The sequence below is a fragment of the Cupriavidus necator N-1 genome (assembly GCF_000219215.1).
In the GTDB taxonomy this organism is placed as follows: Bacteria; Pseudomonadota; Gammaproteobacteria; order Burkholderiales; family Burkholderiaceae; genus Cupriavidus; species Cupriavidus necator.
Window position 1 is genome coordinate 1698395 of record NC_015726.1, and the last position, 18039, is coordinate 1716433.

13 protein-coding genes are annotated in these 18039 nt (G+C 66.3%); 11 read left to right on the top strand and 2 right to left on the bottom strand.

Annotated elements, in window-relative coordinates:
• Positions 1–30: 30 nt before the first annotated feature.
• Entirely contained in the window at positions 31–1242 is a 1212-nt protein-coding gene (locus CNE_RS08105) for an aminotransferase-like domain-containing protein (RefSeq protein ID WP_013956640.1), read from the top strand.
• 91 nt (positions 1243–1333) lie between these two features.
• Positions 1334–1939 carry a glutathione S-transferase family protein gene (locus CNE_RS08110; RefSeq protein WP_013956641.1) on the top strand — a complete coding sequence of 202 codons (606 nt, stop codon included), beginning with the start codon at positions 1334–1336 and terminating at the stop codon, positions 1937–1939.
• 21 nt (positions 1940–1960) lie between these two features.
• Here CNE_RS08110 and CNE_RS08115 read toward each other — a convergent pair whose 3' ends face one another.
• Both CNE_RS08115 and argH read right to left on the bottom strand, forming a co-directional pair.
• Positions 1961–2929 carry a Bug family tripartite tricarboxylate transporter substrate binding protein gene (locus CNE_RS08115; RefSeq protein WP_013956642.1) on the bottom strand — a complete coding sequence of 323 codons (969 nt, stop codon included), beginning with the start codon at positions 2927–2929 and terminating at the stop codon, positions 1961–1963.
• A 32-nt stretch (positions 2930–2961) separates the two neighbouring features.
• A complete protein-coding gene (gene argH / locus CNE_RS08120; RefSeq protein WP_013956643.1) occupies positions 2962–4461 on the bottom strand; it encodes an argininosuccinate lyase in 1500 nt (499 codons plus the stop codon).
• Between the two features lie 126 nt (positions 4462–4587).
• On the opposite strand from argH, the gene CNE_RS08125 reads away from it, so the two are divergent.
• The 9 genes from CNE_RS08125 to CNE_RS08165 all read left to right on the top strand — a co-directional run bounded on the left by CNE_RS08125 (position 4588) and on the right by CNE_RS08165 (position 17963).
• Positions 4588–5466, top strand: a complete 879-nt coding sequence (locus tag CNE_RS08125; RefSeq protein ID WP_013956644.1) for a LysR substrate-binding domain-containing protein — start codon at positions 4588–4590, stop codon at positions 5464–5466.
• A 120-nt stretch (positions 5467–5586) separates the two neighbouring features.
• Entirely contained in the window at positions 5587–6078 is a 492-nt protein-coding gene (locus tag CNE_RS08130; protein WP_013956645.1) for a VOC family protein, read from the top strand.
• Between the two features lie 81 nt (positions 6079–6159).
• Positions 6160–6414: a hypothetical protein gene (locus CNE_RS08135; RefSeq protein WP_013956646.1), complete on the top strand. Its 255-nt coding sequence runs from the start codon at positions 6160–6162 to the stop codon at positions 6412–6414.
• A 92-nt stretch (positions 6415–6506) separates the two neighbouring features.
• On the top strand, positions 6507–8873 hold the full coding sequence (locus CNE_RS08140; RefSeq protein WP_013956647.1) for a DNA polymerase II: 2367 nt from the start codon (positions 6507–6509) through the stop codon (positions 8871–8873).
• A 289-nt stretch (positions 8874–9162) separates the two neighbouring features.
• Positions 9163–10314, top strand: coding sequence for an efflux RND transporter periplasmic adaptor subunit (locus CNE_RS08145; protein WP_013956648.1), 1152 nt, complete (start codon positions 9163–9165; stop codon positions 10312–10314).
• A 27-nt stretch (positions 10315–10341) separates the two neighbouring features.
• A complete protein-coding gene (locus CNE_RS08150) occupies positions 10342–13503 on the top strand; it encodes an efflux RND transporter permease subunit (RefSeq protein WP_013956649.1) in 3162 nt (1053 codons plus the stop codon).
• Positions 13500–14963: an AdeC/AdeK/OprM family multidrug efflux complex outer membrane factor gene (locus CNE_RS08155; protein WP_013956650.1), complete on the top strand. Its 1464-nt coding sequence runs from the start codon at positions 13500–13502 to the stop codon at positions 14961–14963. The genes CNE_RS08150 and CNE_RS08155 overlap by 4 nt, the downstream gene beginning before the upstream one ends.
• 242 nt (positions 14964–15205) lie before the next feature.
• Positions 15206–17530 carry a xanthine dehydrogenase family protein molybdopterin-binding subunit gene (locus tag CNE_RS08160; protein ID WP_013956651.1) on the top strand — a complete coding sequence of 775 codons (2325 nt, stop codon included), beginning with the start codon at positions 15206–15208 and terminating at the stop codon, positions 17528–17530.
• Positions 17499–17963: a (2Fe-2S)-binding protein gene (locus CNE_RS08165; protein ID WP_013956652.1), complete on the top strand. Its 465-nt coding sequence runs from the start codon at positions 17499–17501 to the stop codon at positions 17961–17963. Before CNE_RS08160 ends, CNE_RS08165 begins: the two co-directional genes overlap by 32 nt.
• Positions 17964–18039 lie beyond the last annotated feature (76 nt).

An 18039-nucleotide genomic window follows, 5' to 3' on the forward strand; every position in this document is an offset into this window, starting at 1 on the left:
GCCCATATCCAGCACGCTCTGCATCCGCTCATGATTTCCGACGCCGCTTATCCCTTCGTCCCCGCGCTGCGCGACCCGGCAGGCTCGCCAATCCGGGAACTGTTCAAGTACCTGTCCGACCCCGGGATGATCTCGTTCGCCGGCGGCTACCCGTGCGCCACGCTGTTCGATGTCGACGGCATTGGCGCGGCGTCGTCGACGGTGCTGCGCGAGCGGCCCGCCGAATGCCTGCAGTACGGCGCCACCGAAGGCGCGCCGGCGCTGCGCCAGGCGCTGGCGTCGTTGATGGCCGGGCGCGGCGCGCCTGTGGCCCAGGACGAACTGCTCGTGACCAGCGGCTCGCAGCAGGGCTTCGATTTCCTCGTGCGTGCACTGGTCGAGCCCGGCAGCGTGGTGCTGGTCGAGGAGCCGACCTATTCCGCGACGCTGCAGGCATTGCGGCTGGCCGGCGCCGACATACGCGGCGTGCCGTCTAATCACGACGGCATGGACGTGGCTGCACTTGAAGCCATGCTGGCCGAGCCGTCGTTGCGGCCCCGGCTGATCTATACGGTGCCAACCTTCGCCAACCCCACCGGCGCCACGCTGTCGCCCGCACGCCGGCTGCAGTTGCTGAAGCTGGTGGCGCGGCACCGCGTGGTGCTGGTCGAGGATGATCCCTACGGGGCGCTGAGCTTCGATGGCGCACCGCCGCCTTCGCTGCTGGCGCTGTGCGCGTCGGTACCCGAGGCGCGGCCGTGGCTCGTGCACCTGGCCAGCCTGTCGAAGACGCTGGCCCCCGGCCTGAGGATCGGCTGGATGGTCGCCGCGCCCGGGATCGTGCGCCGCGCGGTGATTGCCAAGCAGGTATCCGACCTGTGCACGCCGCCATGGATCCAGCTGGCCGCGGCGCAGTATCTGGAAGCGGGCCGGCTGCCGGCACAGGTCGCGCGGGAAGTCGCGGCCTATCGTGACAAGCGCGACCAGCTCGCGGCGGCGCTGCGCCAGGCCTTTGGCGACCGCATCCGCTTCGCATCGCCGGCGGGAGGGATGTTCCTTTGGGCCGCGCTGGATGGCATCGACGATGCCGCCGCACTACTGCCGCACGCGATCGCGGAAAAGGTGCTGTTCGTCGCCGGTGCCGGATTCTATGTGGAGCGGCGCCAGCGCGCCGCATTCCGGCTGTCCTTCGCGAGCACGAACCTGACGCAGATCGGGGAGGGCGTCGCACGGCTCGCGCGGGCGGTTGCGCGGGCCGGATGAGGGCACCCACGACGCAAGCGGTTTGTGGCAGCCGGCGGATGCTATCCTGCTGCGGTCGAAACCACACGGCCGAACGCGGCAGGAGGACGGTATGACCATGACGCTCTACTACAACCCCCAAAGCCGCGCCTCGGTGGCGCGCTGGATGCTGGAGGAGGTCGGGGCTGACTACAAGCTGCAGCACATCGATTTCACCAAGGGCGAGAGCCGCTCGCCGGAGTTCCTGGCGATCAATCCGATGGGGAAGATTCCAACGCTGGTCTTGCAGGACGGCACGGTCCTGACCGAGAACGGCGCGATCATCGCCTGGCTTGCAGATGCCTTTCCGCAGGCCGGGTTGATGCCGCCCGCAGGCTCGTCCGCGCGCGGCACGGTGCTGCGGTGGCTGTTCTTCTGCGGCAGTTGCTTCGAACCGGCGCTGACTGACCGGATGATGCGCAAAGAGGCGCCGCTGCCGAAGCAGGCGGTCGGCTGGAGCGACTATGACGATGTGATCGACACCATCGAGAAAGCCCTGACTCCCGGCCCCTTCGTGCTCGGCGCAACCTTCAGCGCGGCGGACGTCTATCTCGGTGCCTCGCTGGCATGGGCGGGGCGATTCGGTGCGCCGCGCATCAGCGAGAGCCCGTGCATCCAGGACTACGTCAAGCGGATCACTGCGCGCGACGCGTTCGTGCGCGCGGCGCAGGCCCGGTGAGACGCGGCATGTCCTGCGGCCTCAGTCCAGCGCAATGTTCGCCTTGCTGATCACCTCGCGCCAGCGCTGGGTCTCGAAGCGCACCAGGTTGGCATAGTCGGCACTGGTGCCGGGCAGCGGGACCGCCCCTTGGGCAGCGAGACTGTCGGCAGTCGACGTCTCCTTCGCGATCTTGTTGATCTGGAGCGAGAGCTTGTCGATCACAGCCTTGGGCGTTCCCGCGGGCGCCAGCACGCCGGACCAGGAGTCGACCACGAAGTCAGGGACGCCAGCTTCCGCCATGGTCGGCACGTCCGGCAGCGAAGCGGCCCGTCGCGCGCTCGCGACCGCGAGGGCGCGCATCTTCCCGCTCTGGATGTGCGGCAAGACGTTAGGCAAGTTCACGAACATCAGGTCGATCTGCCCCGACAGGAGGTCGACTGTCGCAGGGCCCGCGCCCTTGAACGGCACATGCTCGAAACTGGTGCCGGTCTTGTGCTGGAAGAGTTCGCCGACCATCTGGTTGACGCTGCCGTTGCCGGCGGAGCCCATGAACAGTGTCTTGCCGCCTGCTTTGGAATAGGCGATGAACTCCTTGACAGTCTTCGCCGGTACCTTGTTCGAGACCACGAGCACGTTTGGCACGGCCGCGAACAGCGCCACCTGGACAAAGTCCTTGTTCGCGTCGTAGGGCAGCTTCTTGTAGATGAGCGGGTGGATGGACTGGTGGCTCGATGACGCGAGCAGGAGCGTATAGCCGTCAGCCAGCGACTTGGCGACCACGTCCGCACCCAGCGTGCCGCCCGCGCCGGGCTTGTTCTCCACAATGACCTGCTGGCCCAGGGTCTCCGAGAGACGTTGTGCCAGCACACGGCCAATGAGGTTCACGGTGCCTCCCGCCGCGAACGGGACGATGAGGCGGATCGGCTTGTCCGGGTACGCGGCGGAGGCGCCAGGGGCAACGCAAGCAGCGGTAAGCGCCGCAATCAGGAACTTGGCGATGAGCTTCATGGTTCTTGGCGATAGAAGGACGGGTTGGTGAATCAGGCGGCTGCCAATGCGGCGATGTCACGCTTCATCCGATCGCGCGCTGCATCGAGGCGCGCTCGGGTGGACTTCACCGAAGCCAGCACGGTGTCAACGTGGCCGCGTTGCCGCTGGATGGCGAGGGTGACCTCCGAAGGCGCCGGACCGCCGTTGCCGCGCGCGTTGACGCTCTCGACGGGATCCAGGTACTGCCGCAGCTTGTGCTCGGGCCATTCGATTGCCCGCCCGATCACGTCCACCGCGGCACGGTCCAGCATGGCACTGGTCAGCTCGCCTGCGGATTGTCCGGAATCGAGTGCCAAGCGCACCAGTCCGCCCACAACGTGGTGAGCGTCCCGGAACGACAGTCCGGCCTCGGCCACAAGCCCATCGGCCAGGTCCGTCGCCACGGAAAAGTCGAGGCTGACGCGCTGCAGCATGTTCGGCAGCCTCGGCTCCACGCTGCCGAGGATCAGCTCGAACAGGGACAGGCAGCGCGCGGTTTCCTCGCTGCATTCCCAGAAGCTGCGGATGCTCTCCCGGCTGCTGTCACCGGTGTGCGTGAAGTGCGTTCCCTTGACGGTAACCAGGGACGTCGTCAACAGGCCAACGATATGGGCGCTCTTGCCACGCAAGTACTCCAGCACTGCGGGATTCTTCTTCTGCGGCATGATGCTCGAGGTACTTGCCACCCGGTCGGGAAATGCAAGGAGGCCGAACTCGGGCGTGGACCACACGTAGAAGTCCTGCGCGACCCGGCCCCACGTCAGCGCGATGATGGCCATGGCGGACATCGCCTCCCAGGCGAAGTCGCGCGACGCCACCGCATCCAGCGTGTTGTGCACCAGCGAGCCGAAGCCAAGCCCGTCCGCCGTGACTTGCCTGTCGATCGGGAAACGCGTGCCGGCCAGCGCTCCCGCACCCAGCGGCATGGCGTCGATCCTCGGCAATGCCGCATGGAGCCGGTCCATGTCCCGGCCCAGGGCCTCGGACACGGCGCTCAGGTAGAAGCCGAAGGTGATCGGCTGCGCAGGCTGCAGGTGCGTGTATCCCGGCATGACGGCATCGGCGAATTCGCTGGCGCGCTGCAGCGCCACCTTGCGCAGCCTGCCCAGCGCCTCGATGGTGTCGATAACGATGGTGCGGGCGCGCATCCGGTCAATGGTGGCCGCAATATCGTTCCTGCTGCGCGCCATGTGCAGCCGCCCGCCGATGTCCCGGCTGGTCACCGTCATCAGCCTGGCTTCGTAGTTGAAATATGGGTCTTCCTTGGCGGGATCGAGGGTCACCGCGCTGGGGCCTTCATTTTCCATCTGCTGCAGGCCGCTGGCCAGCTTCCTGGCGATCTCCGGTGACACCAGGCCGGTCTTGTGCAGCATCAGCAGGTGTGCCTGGTTCACCTCGGTGAGGTAGGCGAATTGCCTGGAGAAGTCACGCGCAAGGCGCGGACCGTAAATGTGCTCGCAGATTTCTTTTGCAAGCGGCTCCTTGAGCCGGCGGCTGACTTTCGATTCCATGGTTTCCGATACGTTCTGTGGTGAATTGAGTATCGGAGGCCGATGGCATACCGGTCAAATGACAGATTTTGCCGTCGGCATGCATTTTTGATATGGACACGAAGGAAGGGCTGTACCATTGCGGGCATGAACTTCAAACAGATCGAGACCTTCCGGGCCGTCATGCTGACCGGCTCCATGACAGTTGCCGCGCAGCAGTTGCACACGTCCCAGCCAAACGTGAGCCGGGTCATCGGCAAGCTCGAGGCGGAGCTCGGCTTCGAGCTGTTCGACCGGCTGCCCGGACGTGTCGTGGCGACCAAAGGGGCCGAGGCGCTGTTCAAGGAAGTGGAGCGCGCCTTCGTAGGGCTGGACAGCCTGGGCGAATCGGCGCGGGCCATCCGCGACGCCGGCGTCGGAACGCTGCGTGTGGCGGCTGCCGCGTCGATATCGCTGAGCGTGCTCCCGCTGGCGGTCCGGATGTTCAGCGAAAAGTACCCCCTGGTCCGCATTGTTCTCGATACCAGTGAGTCCCACGTCATCGCCAACTGGATCGCCACCCAGCACTGCGACATCGGCTTCGTCTCCAACATTGCCGATAAGCCGGGGGTCGTCGCGTCCGTCATACACACCGAAAGCGCGGTTTGTGTCGTGCCGGCACGACACCCGCTGGCGAGGAAGAAGCGGCTCGTTCCGCAGGATCTGACCGGCGAGCGCTTCATTTCCCTGCCCAGCGGCAGCATGTCAAGGCGCGCAATCGATGCCGCCTTCAGCGACGGGGCCCGGATCATGGCGCTTGAAACCCCCTTCGCGGCGACAATCTGCAGGATGGTCAGCGAAGGTCTGGGGGTAAGCCTGGTGAATCCCATCGTCAGCCGGACGATGAAGTTCCCGGGCGTCGTGGCAATCCCGTTCAAGCCGGAAATCCCGTTCAGGAGCTACATGCTGCGCGCGAAACTGGCGCCACGCGACACGCACGTCAATGACTTTGTCGCCTGCATGCGAGCCGCCTTCAAGTCCATGTGACAGAGGCCGCTGGCGGCTCCTCAGTCCACCCTTTGCGCAGCCTGCGCCCGCCATCGGAATATGAGACATTGGAGTCCCGGTCGCGGATTCCCGGTGCTCGACTTTCCAGGAGACACGAAAATGCAAAGCAAGAACACAATCTGCTTGTGGTACGACCACGACGCCCTTGATGCCGCAAACTTCTACGCTGAAACATTTCCCGACAGCGCTGTCAGCGCCGTCCACCGCGCGCCGGGCGACTATCCCGACGGCAAGCAGGGCGATGTCCTGACGGTCGAGTTCACCGTCGCCGGCATTCCCTGCCTCGGGCTGAACGGCGGCCCGCATTTCAAGCACAACGAAGCCTTCTCTTTTCAGATTGCGACGGACGACCAGGCCGAAACCGATCGCTTGTGGAATGCGATCGTCGGCAATGGCGGCCAGGAAAGCGAATGCGGCTGGTGCAAGGACCGGTGGGGACTGTCATGGCAGATCACCCCGCGCGCGCTCAGCGCGGCGATCACCGACCCTGACCGCGCGGCGGCCAAGCGCGCATTTGACGCCATGATGACGATGAAAAAGATCGATATCGCCACGATCGAGGCGGCACGGCAGGGCAGAAGCCCATCCTAGAATTGAGGTAGCGGGTCTCAGTGCCGGACCGCAATGGGGGCTGGGGCAGGGCCGCTTTTCCATCGACCGGGAGAGACCATCATGAGTCGTTTGCTGCTAGGCAACATCGAACCTGGCACCTCGGACGAGGAAATCGCGGCCTTCCTGGAAAAGTATGGGTTTCCCCCGTTCGACAACCTCGAACACGAGGAAGGCGATGGCTCGCAGCCTGCCGTGCTGTTGACCTATGGCAGCCTCGACCCCATGGTGCTGGGCAAATTGCAGCAGCGCATCCACCACATGTACTGGAAGAAGCGCGAATTGACCGCCTCTATCCTGCACGACCGCTTTGCATGAGCCGAAGATGCCTCGGGGTGGCTTACGCGGCTCACGCATCCGGCCCCATCCGCTAGAATCCTGACCGGTAGCCGTTTCCCAAAGTACCTAACGTGGCACTTCAGCAGGGTTTCATCCTGACCCGACACTGGCGCGATACGCCGGCCGGCACCGAAGTCGAATTCTGGCTGGCGACCGATGATGGTCCGCGCCGCCTGCGCCTGTCCTGTCAGCCGTCAGTCGCGTTTATCCCCGAGTCGCAGCGTGAGCGTGCCGAGGCGCTGCTGTGCCGCGAGCGCGATGTCGAGCTGCGCCCGCTCAGGCTCCAGGATTTCCAGCGCCGGCCCGTACTGGGCCTGTACTGCCGCCAGCATCGGCAACTGATCCAGCTCAGCCGTTCATTGCGCGACGCCGGCGTGGATGTCTACGAAGCCGATATCCGCCCGCCCGAGCGCTACCTGATGGAGCGTTTCATCACCGCTCCGGTCTGGTTCGACGGCGAGCCGGATGCCGGCGGCGTGCTGCGCAATGCCCAGATGAAGCCGTCGGTGGACTACCGGCCCAAGCTGCGCCTGGTCTCGCTCGATATCGAGACCAACGCGTTCGGCGAACTCTATTCGATTGCGCTCGAAGGCTGCGGTCAGCGCCAGGTCTACATGCTGGGCGCGGCGCCGCAGATGCCCGCCGACGTCGATTTCTCGCTCGCATACTGCGCCACACGGCCCGAGTTGCTGGAGCAGCTGAACCAGTGGCTGGCCGATCACGATCCCGACGCGATAATCGGCTGGAATCTCGTCCAGTTCGACCTGCGCGTGCTGCAAGAGCATGGGCGCAAGTTCCAGATCCCGCTGCGCCTCGGCCGCGGCGGTGCCGAGATGGAATGGCGCGAGCACAACGCCCAGCAGCACTATTTCGCCAGCGCACCGGGCCGGTTGATCATCGACGGCATCGAGGCGCTGCGTTCCGCCACGTGGAGCTTCCCGTCGTTCAGCCTGGAATCGGTGGCGCAGACACTGCTCGGCGAGGGCAAGGCGGTCGACAACCCGTACGACCGCATGGACGCCATCGACCGCATGTTCGAGCAGGACAAGCCGGCGCTGGCCCGCTACAACCTGCGCGATTGCGAGCTGGTGACGCGGATCTTCGAAAACACGGAGCTGTTGCCGTTCCTGCTGGAGCGCGCCACGGTCACGGGCCTGCCGGCCGACCGGAACGGCGGCTCGGTCGCCGCTTTCACGCATCTCTACATGCCGCTGATGCACCGCCAGGGGTATGTCGCGCCCAACCTCGGCGAGAAGGCGCCCGAGGCCAGCCCCGGCGGCTTCGTCATGGACTCGCGGCCGGGGCTCTACGAATCGGTGCTTGTGCTGGACTACAAGAGCCTCTACCCGTCGATCATCCGCACCTTCCTGATCGACCCGATCGGCCTGGTCGAAGGCCTGGCGCATCCGGACGATGCCGATTCGGTGCCTGGCTTCCGCGGTGCGCGGTTTTCCCGGACGAAGCACTGCCTGCCGGCGATCGTCGCCAGGGTCTGGCAAGGCCGCGAGGCCGCCAAGCGTGACCGGAACAAGCCGCTCTCGCAGGCGCTCAAGATCATCATGAACGCGTTCTACGGCGTGCTCGGGTCCAGCGGCTGCCGGTTCTTCGATGCGCGGCTGGCGTCGTCGATCACCATGCGCGGGCACGAGATCATGCGGCAGACCCGCGCGCTGATCGAGGCCCGCGGCTATGAGGTGATCTATGGCGACACGGATTCCACATTCGTCTGGCTGCGCCGCGCGCGAACGGAAGCCGATGCCAACCAGATCGGCCGCAGCCTGGTCGCCTACGTCAACGACTGGTGGCGCGACCACCTCGGCCAGACCTATGGACTGGAAAGCGCGCTGGAACTCCAGTTCGAAACGCACTTCCGGCGCTTCCTGATGCCGACCATCCGCGGCACGGACCTTGGCAGCAAGAAGCGCTATGCCGGCCAGGTGGAACGGCCTGACGGGAAGGTCGAGATGGTGTTCAAGGGGCTTGAGACGGTGCGTACGGATTGGTCGCCGCTCGCCCAGCGCTTCCAGCAGACCCTTTACGAAAAGATCTTCAACCGCGAGCCGTACGCGGATTATGTGCGGGACATCGTGCGCCGCACCCTGGCCGGCGAGCTCGACGAGCAACTGGTCTATCGCAAGCGGCTGCGCCGCAAGCTCGATGACTACCAGCGCAACGTGCCGCCGCACGTCCGCGCCGCCCGTATTGCCGATGCCTATAACGAGCGCCAGGGACGTCCGCGCCAGTATCAGCATGGCGGCTGGATCAGTTATGTGATGACCGTTTCAGGGCCGGAGCCGCTTGAGACCCGGTCGGCGCCGGTCGACTATGACCACTACGTCAACAAGCAGTTGCAGCCGATCGCCGATGCGATCCTGCCGTTCCTGGACGACGATTTCGAGACGCTGCTGGCTGGGCAGATGTCGCTGTTCCCGCAATAGCCCGGGCGCCGGGTGTGCCGTGATCGCGGAGCGCCTTGTGCCTGTGCTTTCCCGTGTTGCGCGGCTCACGCCGGATCGCGATGTAAGTTCTTGAAATATGGGTAGCCGATAATCGGCCGAACCATTTCTTCGAGTCGGGATAGACTTTCTCGGCTACGTCTTCTGCAATTGGCGCTGGCGCAACGGCGGGCATGGCCCTTGCTTCATCCCGCTGTTCCGCTCTGGCACAGGTCAACCGGCTTGCCGGTGACGTTTTGACTCGGCCTTGATTCTTACGCAGGAAATCGCAATGCAACGATCACGCGGCTGCAGCGCCTGGGTTTCGGTCACGCTGGCCATCGCCATGTCAATGCTTGCCGGATGCGGAAGCAAGAAAGAGGCCGCCGCCCCGCCGCCACCGCAAGTGAGCGTGGTCACGCTCAAGACCGAGCCGCTGACGCTGGATACCGAGCTGCCGGGGCGCACCACGGCGTTCCGCATTGCCGAAGTCAGGCCGCAGGTGGACGGCATCATCCTGCGCCGCCTGTTCAAGGAGGGCAGCGACGTCACGCAGGGGCAGCAGCTCTACCAGATCGACCCGTCCACCTACGAGGCCACCTACAAGAGCGCCAGGGCGACGCTGGAATCCACCCGCCTGCTGGCAGAGCGGTACGGGCGCCTGGTCGGTGACGAGGCCGTCAGCAAGCAGCAGTACGACGAGGCCAGGGCCGCTTGGCTGCAGGCGCAGGCGGCGGTGGACCGTGCCGAGATCAACCTGCGCTATACCAGGGTGCTGTCGCCGATTTCCGGGCGCATCGGGCGCTCGAATGTGACGGAAGGTGCGCTGGTCACCAACGGCCAGGCTACCGCGCTGTCGGTGGTGCAGCAGCTCGACCCGATCTACGTCGACGTGACCCAGCCCTCTGCCTCCCTGCTGCGGCTGCGGCGCGAACTGGCCAATGGTGCGCTGCAAAGTGCCGGCACCAACGCGGCCCAGGTCAGCCTGGTGCTGGAAGACGGTACCCGCTATCCCGAAACCGGCCGCCTGGAGTTCTCCGAAGTGGCCGTGGACCAGGGCACCGGCTCGGTGACGCTGCGCGCGGTGTTTCCCAACCCGCGCCATGACCTGTTGCCGGGCATGTTCGTCCATGCCCGCCTGCGTGAAGGCGTGAAGACCAATGCCCTGCTCGTGCCCCAGCAGGGTGTGACGCGCGACCTCAAGGGCCAGGCCACGGCGCTGGTGGTCAATGCCAGGGACGAGGTGGAACTGCGCCAGATCCGCACCGACCGCGCCGTTGGCGACAAGTGGCTGGTTTCCGAGGGCCTCGGAGCCGGCGACCGCGTCATCGTTGAGGGCCTGCAGTTCGTGCGGCCAGGCGCGAAAGTGCGCGTCGCCCAGGCCGGGAGCGGCGCGGGCGCCCCGGTGGCCGCCGCGTCGGCCCCGTCCGCGGCCAAGCCCTGAGCGCGCTGCCAGGGCAAGGGAGTAGCCATGTCCAACTTCTTTATCGATCGGCCCATCTTCGCGTGGGTGATCGCCCTGGTCATCATGCTGGCCGGCGTGCTGTCGATCCGCGCGCTGCCCATCAGCCAATATCCTGCCATCGCGCCGCCCACCATCGCGATCTCGGTCAACTACCCCGGCGCCTCGGCCGAGACGGTGCAGGACACCGTGGTGCAGGTGATCGAGCAGCAGCTCAACGGCCTGGACCGCCTGCGCTACATCTCCTCGGAAAGCAATGCCGACGGCAGCATGACGATCACGGTGACCTTCGAGCAGGGCACCAATCCGGATATTGCCCAGGTGCAGGTGCAGAACAAGCTGGCACTGGCGCAGCCCCTGCTGCCGCAGGAAGTGCAGCAGCAAGGCATCCGCGTGACCAAGTCGGTGCGCAACTTCCTGGTCATCGTGGGCCTGATTTCCACTGACCCCAAGGTCACGCGGGAAGACCTGTCGAACTACATCGTCTCGAATCTCCAGGACCCGCTTTCGCGCACCTACGGCGTGGGCGACTTCCAGGTGTTCGGCGCGCAGTATGCGATGCGGGTATGGATCGACCCGGCCCGGCTCAACAGCTACCAGCTCACGCCGCTGGATGTGAGCACTGCCATCAGGGCGCAGAACGTCCAGGTGGCCTCCGGCCAGCTGGGCGGCCTGCCGGCGGTGCGGGGCCAGCAACTCAATGCCAGCGTGATCGGCAAGACCCGGCTGCAGACCGGCGAGCAGTTCGGCAACATCCTGCTCAAGGTCAACCCCGACGGCTCCCAGGTGCGCCTGAAGGACGTGGCAGAGGTGGGCCTGGGCGGGCAGGACTACAACATCAACGCGCAATACAACGGCCAGGCCGCCTCGGGCATTGCCGTGCGGCTGGCAGCGGGGGCCAACGCGCTGGAGACCGTGCGCGCCATCCGCAAGACGCTGGACGGGCTGGAGCCTTTCTTCCCGCCCGGGATGAAGGTGGTGTTCCCGTATGACACCTCGCCGGTGATCGCGGGCTCCATCCATGAAGTGGTGAAGACGCTGATGGAAGCCATCGTGCTGGTGTTCCTGGTGATGTACCTGTTCCTGCAGAACGTCCGCGCCACGCTGATCCCCACCATCGCCGTGCCGGTGGTGCTGCTGGGCACCTTCGGCGTGCTGGCGGCGTTCGGCTACACCATCAACACGCTGACCATGTTCGGCATGGTGCTGGCCATCGGGCTGCTGGTGGATGACGCCATCGTCGTGGTGGAGAACGTCGAACGCGTGATGGCGGAGGACGGCCTGCCGCCCAGGGAGGCCGCAAGGCGCTCGATGGGCCAGATCCAGGGCGCGCTGGTGGGCATTGCCATGGTGCTCTCGGCGGTGTTCCTGCCGATGGCGTTCTTCGGTGGCTCGACCGGCGTGATCTACCGGCAGTTCTCCATCACCATTGTCTCGTCCATGGTGCTGTCCGTGCTGGTCGCACTGATACTGACGCCGGCCCTGTGCGCGACCATGCTCCAGCCCATCGAAAAGGGCGACCATGGAGAGAACAAGGGCGGCTTCTTCGGCTGGTTCAACCGCAAATTCAACTCGACCGTCCAAAGCTACGAGCGCAGCGTGTCGGGCATCCTGAAGCGCCGCCTGCCTTTCCTGCTGATTTACGTGGCCATCCTGGTGGTGATGGGCTTCCTGTTCACGCGCATCCCCACATCGTTCCTGCCGGAAGAAGACCAGGGCGTGCTGTACGCCCAGGTGCAGACGCCGGCCGGCGCCACGGCCGAGCGCACGCAGAAGGTACTCGACCAGATGCGAGAGTACATGCTGAAGGAGGAGGGCGGCGTGGTGAGCTCCCTGTTCACCGTCAACGGCTTCAACTTTGCCGGTCGCGGCCAGAACTCGGGCCTGGCCTTCATCCTGCTCAAGCCATGGGAGCAGCGCAGCGGGGACAGCACCAGCGTGTTTGACCTGGCCGCGCGCGCGCAGCGCAAGTTCATGACCTTCCGCGATTCGATGTCGTTCGCGTTCGCCCCGCCCGCGGTGCAGGAACTGGGCAATGCCATCGGCTTTGACCTCTACCTGCAGGACCAGGCCGGCATTGGTCACGTGGCGCTGATGAACGCGCGTGACAAGTTCCTCGCGCTGGCCTCGCAAAGCCCGGTGCTGCAGCGCGTGCGTCCCAATGGCCTGAATGACCAGCCGCAGTACCAGCTGGTGATCGACGATGAAAAAGCGCGCGCGCTTCGCGTTTCGCTGGCAGACATCAACAGCACGGTGTCGATCGCGTGGGGTTCCAGCTACGTCAACGACTTTATCGACCGCGGCCGGGTCAAGCGCGTCTACGTGCAGGGCCGCCCGGATTCCCGGATGAATCCGGACGATATCGACAAGTGGTTCGTGCGCAACGACAAGGGCGAGATGGTGCCGTTCTCCGCCTTTGCCGACGGCAAGTGGGCCTATGGCTCGCCCAAGCTGCAGCGCTACAACGGCGTGGCGGCGGTGGAACTGCTGGGGGAGCCCGCGCCCGGGCGCAGCTCCGGCGAGGCCATGGCGGCGATCGAGGAGATCATGAAGCAGATGCCGCCGGGCGTAGGCTATGCCTGGACCGGCCTGTCCTATGAGGAACGGCTGTCGGGCTCGCAGGCGCCGGCGCTCTATGCGCTCTCGCTGCTGGTGGTGTTCCTGTGCCTGGCCGCGCTGTACGAGAGCTGGTCGATCCCGTTCTCGGTGATGCTGGTGGTGCCGCTCGGCGTGATCGGCGCACTGCTGGCCACGCTGGGGCGTGGCTTGTCCAATGACGTGTTCTTCCAGGTGGGCCTCTTGACCACAATCGGCCTGTCCGCCAAGAACGCCATCCTGATCGTGGAATTCGCCAGGAGCCAGTACGAACAGGGCAGGGGCCTGGTCGAGGCCACCGTGGAGGCGTGCCGCATGCGCCTGCGCCCCATCGTGATGACCTCGCTGGCCTTCATGCTCGGCGTGTTTCCGCTGGCCGTATCGACCGGCGCCGGGGCCGGCAGCCAGCACGCCATCGGCACCGGCGTGATCGGCGGCATGATCACTGCCACGGTGCTGGCGATCTTCTGGGTGCCGCTGTTTTTCGTCGTCGTCACCTCCATGTTCGGGCGCAAGCGCAGGCCGGAGCCGCCGGGGCCGCATGTGGCCTCCCTGGAAGAAGAGGCGCTTGAATGAAGAAGACCTTGCTCTGCGCTGCCGCCATGGCCATGCTGGCCGGCTGCAGCCTGATCCCCAAATTCGAGCGGCCGGACTCGCCGGTGGAGGCAGCCTACCCGCAGGGCCCGGCCTACCTGCCTGCCGATGCCGCAGCCGATGCCGGCCAGGTGCCCGCGGTCGAGCTGGGCTGGCACGATTTCTTCGCTGATCCGCGCCTGCGCCGTTTCATCGAACTGGCGCTGCAGAACAACCGTGACCTGCGCGTGGCCGCCCTCAACGTGGAGGCGTTCGGTGCACAGTACCGCATCCAGCGCGCCGACCTGTTTCCCGCCGTCGGCGCGGCCGCACAGGGCACGCGCCAGCGCATTCCCGCCGACCTGTCTCCCACCGGACAGCGGACGATCGGCAGCCAGTACGGCGTGTCGATAGGCACCACGGCATGGGAGATCGACCTGTTCGGCCGCCTGCGCAGCCTCAGCGAAGCCGCGCTCGAGCAATATTTCGCCAGCGACGAAGCGCGCCGCAGCGCCCAGATCTCGCTGGTGGCGAGCGTTGCCAGCGCCTACCTGACCCAGCGCGCCGATGAAGCCCTGCTGCAGCTCACCCGTGAAACGCTGGCCAATTACGAGCGCAGCTATGGCCTGACCCGGCGCAGCTACGAGGAAGGGATCGCTTCCCGGCTGGACCTGCGCCAGGCGCAGACCGCCGTGGAAACCGCCCGCGCGAGCCTTGCGCGCTATACCCGGCTGGTTGCCCAGGACCAGAATGCCCTGGTGCTGCTGCTCGGCACGTCCCCGCCCGCGGACCTGCCGGAAGGCCTGCCGCTGGAGCAGAAGCTGTTTGCCGATGTGCCGGCCGGACTGCCCTCAGACCTGCTGCAGAACCGTCCCGACGTGCTCGCGGCCGAGCACCGGCTGCGCTCCGCCAACGCCGACATCGGCGCCGCGCGTGCGGCGTTCTTCCCCAGTATCAGCCTGACCGCATCGGCGGGCACCGCCAGCAGCCAGCTTTCGGGCCTGTTCGCGGCAGGCTCCGGCACGTGGCTGTTCCAGCCGCGGATCAACCTGCCGCTGTTTACCGCCGGCAGCCTGCGGGCCAGCCTGGACTTCGCCACCATCCAGAAGGACGTCAACGTCGCCCAGTACGAGCGTACGGTGCAGACCGCCTTCCGCGAGGTCGCCGACGGGCTGGCGGCACGCGGCACCTACACCAGCCAGCTCCAGGCCCAGATCCGCTTCGTGGAAGCCGCCCAGGACGCCTATGGTCTGGCCGACCGGCGCTACCGCACCGGTGTCGACAGCTACCTTGCCGTGCTGGACGCGCAGCGCTCGCTTTACAACGCGCAGCAACTGCTGATCCAGGCACGGCTCGAGCAGCTGACCAGCGAAGTCAACCTGTACAAGGCCCTGGGCGGCGGCTGGCACGAGCCGACCGGCAAGCGCGCCGATACGTCTGCGGCAGCCGTCGGACCAAGCTGACGCGCTGGCCGGGCGGCCAGCCTGCGCCGTCGCGCGAGCATCGGCACGAACGGTCGGTGGCCTGCGTTGCACAGCCAATCCTGGTGCCGGACCCGCGATGGCGCCCAGGGAAGCGGGGCAAGTGTTGCGCGATAGCGCCAACCACGTGTTCGCATTCGCGCTGCGGCACTTCCCGACCTAATATAGGCCATGCCATCGGCGGCACGGGGCCTTTCTATGATGATCGATCCGCCAGTCTTGCCATGTTGACGCGCAGAGCCTTCCTGCTCGGCGGTGCGGGCGCTGCCGGTGCGCTGGTGATCGGATGGGCCTGGCTGCCGCCGCGCCAGCGCCTGGCGGGCGGCGAGCCGCTGGCCGTGCGCGACGGGCAGGTCGCGCTGAACGGCTGGGTCAAGGTGGCGTCCGACAACACCGTCACGGTTGTCATGAACAAGGCCGAGATGGGGCAGGGCGTGCATACCGGCGCGGCGATGCTGCTGGCCGAGGAGATGGAGGCCGACTGGTCGCAGATCCGCGTCGAGCCGTCGCCTGTCGACAACCTGTACAACAACATCGAGGGCGTGGTCGCCAACCTGCCATTCCGTCCGGACGATAAGGGGTGGCCCAGGCGCGCCGCCGAATGGTTCACGCGCAAGGGCGTGCGCGAGGTGGGCCTGATGTTCACCGGCGGCTCTACCAGCATCAGAGACCTGTGGACGCCGATGCGCGAGGCCGGCGCCGCTGCGCGCATGATGCTGTGCGCGGCAGCGGCGAAGCAGTGGGACGTCAAGGCGGAGGCGTGCCGCGCGCAGGCCGGCAAGGTGGTGCATCCGTCGGGGCGCAATGCCACCTTCGGCGAACTGGCCGCGGCAGCTGCGCGTGAGCCTTTGCCGCGCCAGGTCGAACTGAAGGATCCGGCCAGCTACAGGCTCATCGGCACCCGCGCGGCGCGCCTTGATGCCGCTGCCAAGCTCCATGGCACGGCCAGTTTCGGTATCGACGTGGTGGCGGACGCGATGGTCTACGCCAGCGTGCAGATGTGTCCGACCCTGGGCGGCACGCTGCAGGGATCCCCGCCCGACGACGTCAAGAAGTTGCCCGGCGTGCTCGACGTGGTCGCGCTGCCTCCGCTCCAGGGCGGCAGCGGCGGCGTGGCGGTGATCGCCAGCGATGCGTGGATCGCCATGCAGGCGGTGGAGAAGGTCCAGTGCAAGTGGGACGAGGGCGGGGCGCGGACCCTGTCGAGCGACGGCATCCGCGATACGCTGGTGAAGGCGCTTGACGCCTCCAACCCGCGCGTCTGGTACGAGCATGGCAATGGGCGCGCCATGAAGCAGGGCAAGCCCGCCATTCAGGTCTTGTACTCGGCGCCTTATCTCGCTCACGCCGCGCTGGAGCCGGTCAACTGCACGGTACTGGTCCAGGAGGACCGCGCCATCGTGTGGGCCGCCACGCAGATGCCCGGACTGGCTCGCCGCTGCGTGGCGAAGACGCTCAGGCTGGACACGGACAAGGTCGAACTGCGCCAGCAATCCATCGGCGGCGCCTTCGGGCGCCGGCTCGAAGTCGAATTCATCTGCCAGGCGGCCGCCATCGCCGCGCAGCGCAAGGGCGTGCCGGTGCAGACGATCTGGTCTCGCCCCGAGGACATGCGGCATGACTTCTACCGTCCGGCCAGCGTGTCGCGCTTCGAGGCCTGGCTCGACGGGAACCGCAAGGTCATTGCCGTGCGCAATATCTCGGCCAGCCAGTCAGTGCTGGAGGGCGTCGCGAAGCGCAACTTTGGCCTGCCCGACATCTTCGTGTCGCGGCTGGACAAGTCCACGGTGGAAGGCGCCTTCGACCAGGCTTATGACTGGCCGGACGTGTGGGTCGGCCACCAGACGGTGGACCTCGCCATCCCCGTGGGCTACTGGCGCTCGGTGGGGCACTCGCACCATGCCTTCTTCATGGAGAGCTTCGTCGACGAGCTGGCGGTGGCGGTCGGGGTGGACCCGCTCGACTACCGCATGAGCCTGCTCAGGGATGAGCGCCAGCGCGCGGTGCTGGAGCAGGCAAGAAAGATGTCGGGCTGGGGCCAGCCCCTGCGCAAGCAGCCTGGTGTGGTGAAGGTGGGGCGCGGCGTGGCCCTGCACGAGTCGTTCGGCAGCGTGGTGGCGCAGGTCGCCGAGGTGTCGGTGGACAACGCGGGGCAGGTCCGCGTGGATCGCGTTTACTGCGCCATCGATTGCGGCATGCCGGTCAACCCGACCCTGATCGAGCAGCAGGTCGAGGGCGGCATCGTGTTCGGGCTGTCGGCGGCGCTGTGGCAGAAGATCACGCTGAAGGCAGGTAAGGTGCAGGAGGACTACTACACCGCCTTTCCGGCCATGCGCCTGCGAGACTGCCCGGACATCCAGGTGCACGTGATGCCTTCGATGCGCTCGCCACAGGGCGTGGGCGAGTCCACCACGCCGCCGATCGCGCCGGCGGTGGCGAATGCCTTGTTCCATGCGACCGGCGAGCGCTTGCGCGACCTGCCGCTGCTGAAGACCCTACCGCCTTCCGGAGCCTGCGATGCCCGACAATCAGATCAGTGTCAACGGTAAGAGCGTCGAAATCCGCTCGGACGGCTGCACGCCGCTGTTGTGGGTGCTGCGCTGCGAGCTCAAGCTGACGGGCACCAAGTTCGGCTGCGGCGTGGGGGTGTGCGGCGCCTGCGCGGTGCATGTCAACGGCAAGATGCTGCTGTCGTGCCAGCACCACGCGAGCGAGATGGAAGGGAAGAAGATCGTCACCATCGAAGGACTCGACGGCCCCGAGGCGAGCGCCCTGCGGGCGGCCTGGCTGAAGCACGAGGTGGTGCAGTGTGGCTACTGCCAGAGCGCGCAACTGATGGCGGCGAGCGCGCTGCTCAAGCGCACACGGAATCCGAAGGAGACGGAGATCGCCGACCAGATGAGCTGCGTGATCTGCCGGTGCGGCACGTACCCGCGGATCAGGCGGGCGATTGCGGAAGCGGTGGGGATGTTAAGGGGGTGATGGTGGAACATTCCGGGTCAGCACCAGCGTCGCTATATCCGGGTGGTTCGCAAGCGGCGACCGATGCTGCCGGCTC

What these genes read in the sequence shown, in the direction of transcription:
- CNE_RS08155 (WP_013956650.1), top strand. Translation starts at nt 13,500, where the DNA reads ATGAAGAAGACCTTGCTCTGCGCTGCCGCCATGGCCATGCTGGCCGGC.
- CNE_RS08105 (WP_013956640.1), top strand. Translation starts at nt 31, where the DNA reads ATGATTTCCGACGCCGCTTATCCCTTCGTCCCCGCGCTGCGCGACCCG.
- CNE_RS08160 (WP_013956651.1), top strand. Translation starts at nt 15,206, where the DNA reads ATGTTGACGCGCAGAGCCTTCCTGCTCGGCGGTGCGGGCGCTGCCGGT.
- CNE_RS08125 (WP_013956644.1), top strand. Translation starts at nt 4,588, where the DNA reads ATGAACTTCAAACAGATCGAGACCTTCCGGGCCGTCATGCTGACCGGC.
- CNE_RS08165 (WP_013956652.1), top strand. Translation starts at nt 17,499, where the DNA reads ATGCCCGACAATCAGATCAGTGTCAACGGTAAGAGCGTCGAAATCCGC.
- CNE_RS08145 (WP_013956648.1), top strand. Translation starts at nt 9,163, where the DNA reads ATGCAACGATCACGCGGCTGCAGCGCCTGGGTTTCGGTCACGCTGGCC.
- argH (WP_013956643.1), bottom strand. Translation starts at nt 4,461, where the DNA reads ATGGAATCGAAAGTCAGCCGCCGGCTCAAGGAGCCGCTTGCAAAAGAA.
- CNE_RS08115 (WP_013956642.1), bottom strand. Translation starts at nt 2,929, where the DNA reads ATGAAGCTCATCGCCAAGTTCCTGATTGCGGCGCTTACCGCTGCTTGC.
- CNE_RS08110 (WP_013956641.1), top strand. Translation starts at nt 1,334, where the DNA reads ATGACCATGACGCTCTACTACAACCCCCAAAGCCGCGCCTCGGTGGCG.
- CNE_RS08135 (WP_013956646.1), top strand. Translation starts at nt 6,160, where the DNA reads ATGAGTCGTTTGCTGCTAGGCAACATCGAACCTGGCACCTCGGACGAG.
- CNE_RS08130 (WP_013956645.1), top strand. Translation starts at nt 5,587, where the DNA reads ATGCAAAGCAAGAACACAATCTGCTTGTGGTACGACCACGACGCCCTT.
- CNE_RS08150 (WP_013956649.1), top strand. Translation starts at nt 10,342, where the DNA reads ATGTCCAACTTCTTTATCGATCGGCCCATCTTCGCGTGGGTGATCGCC.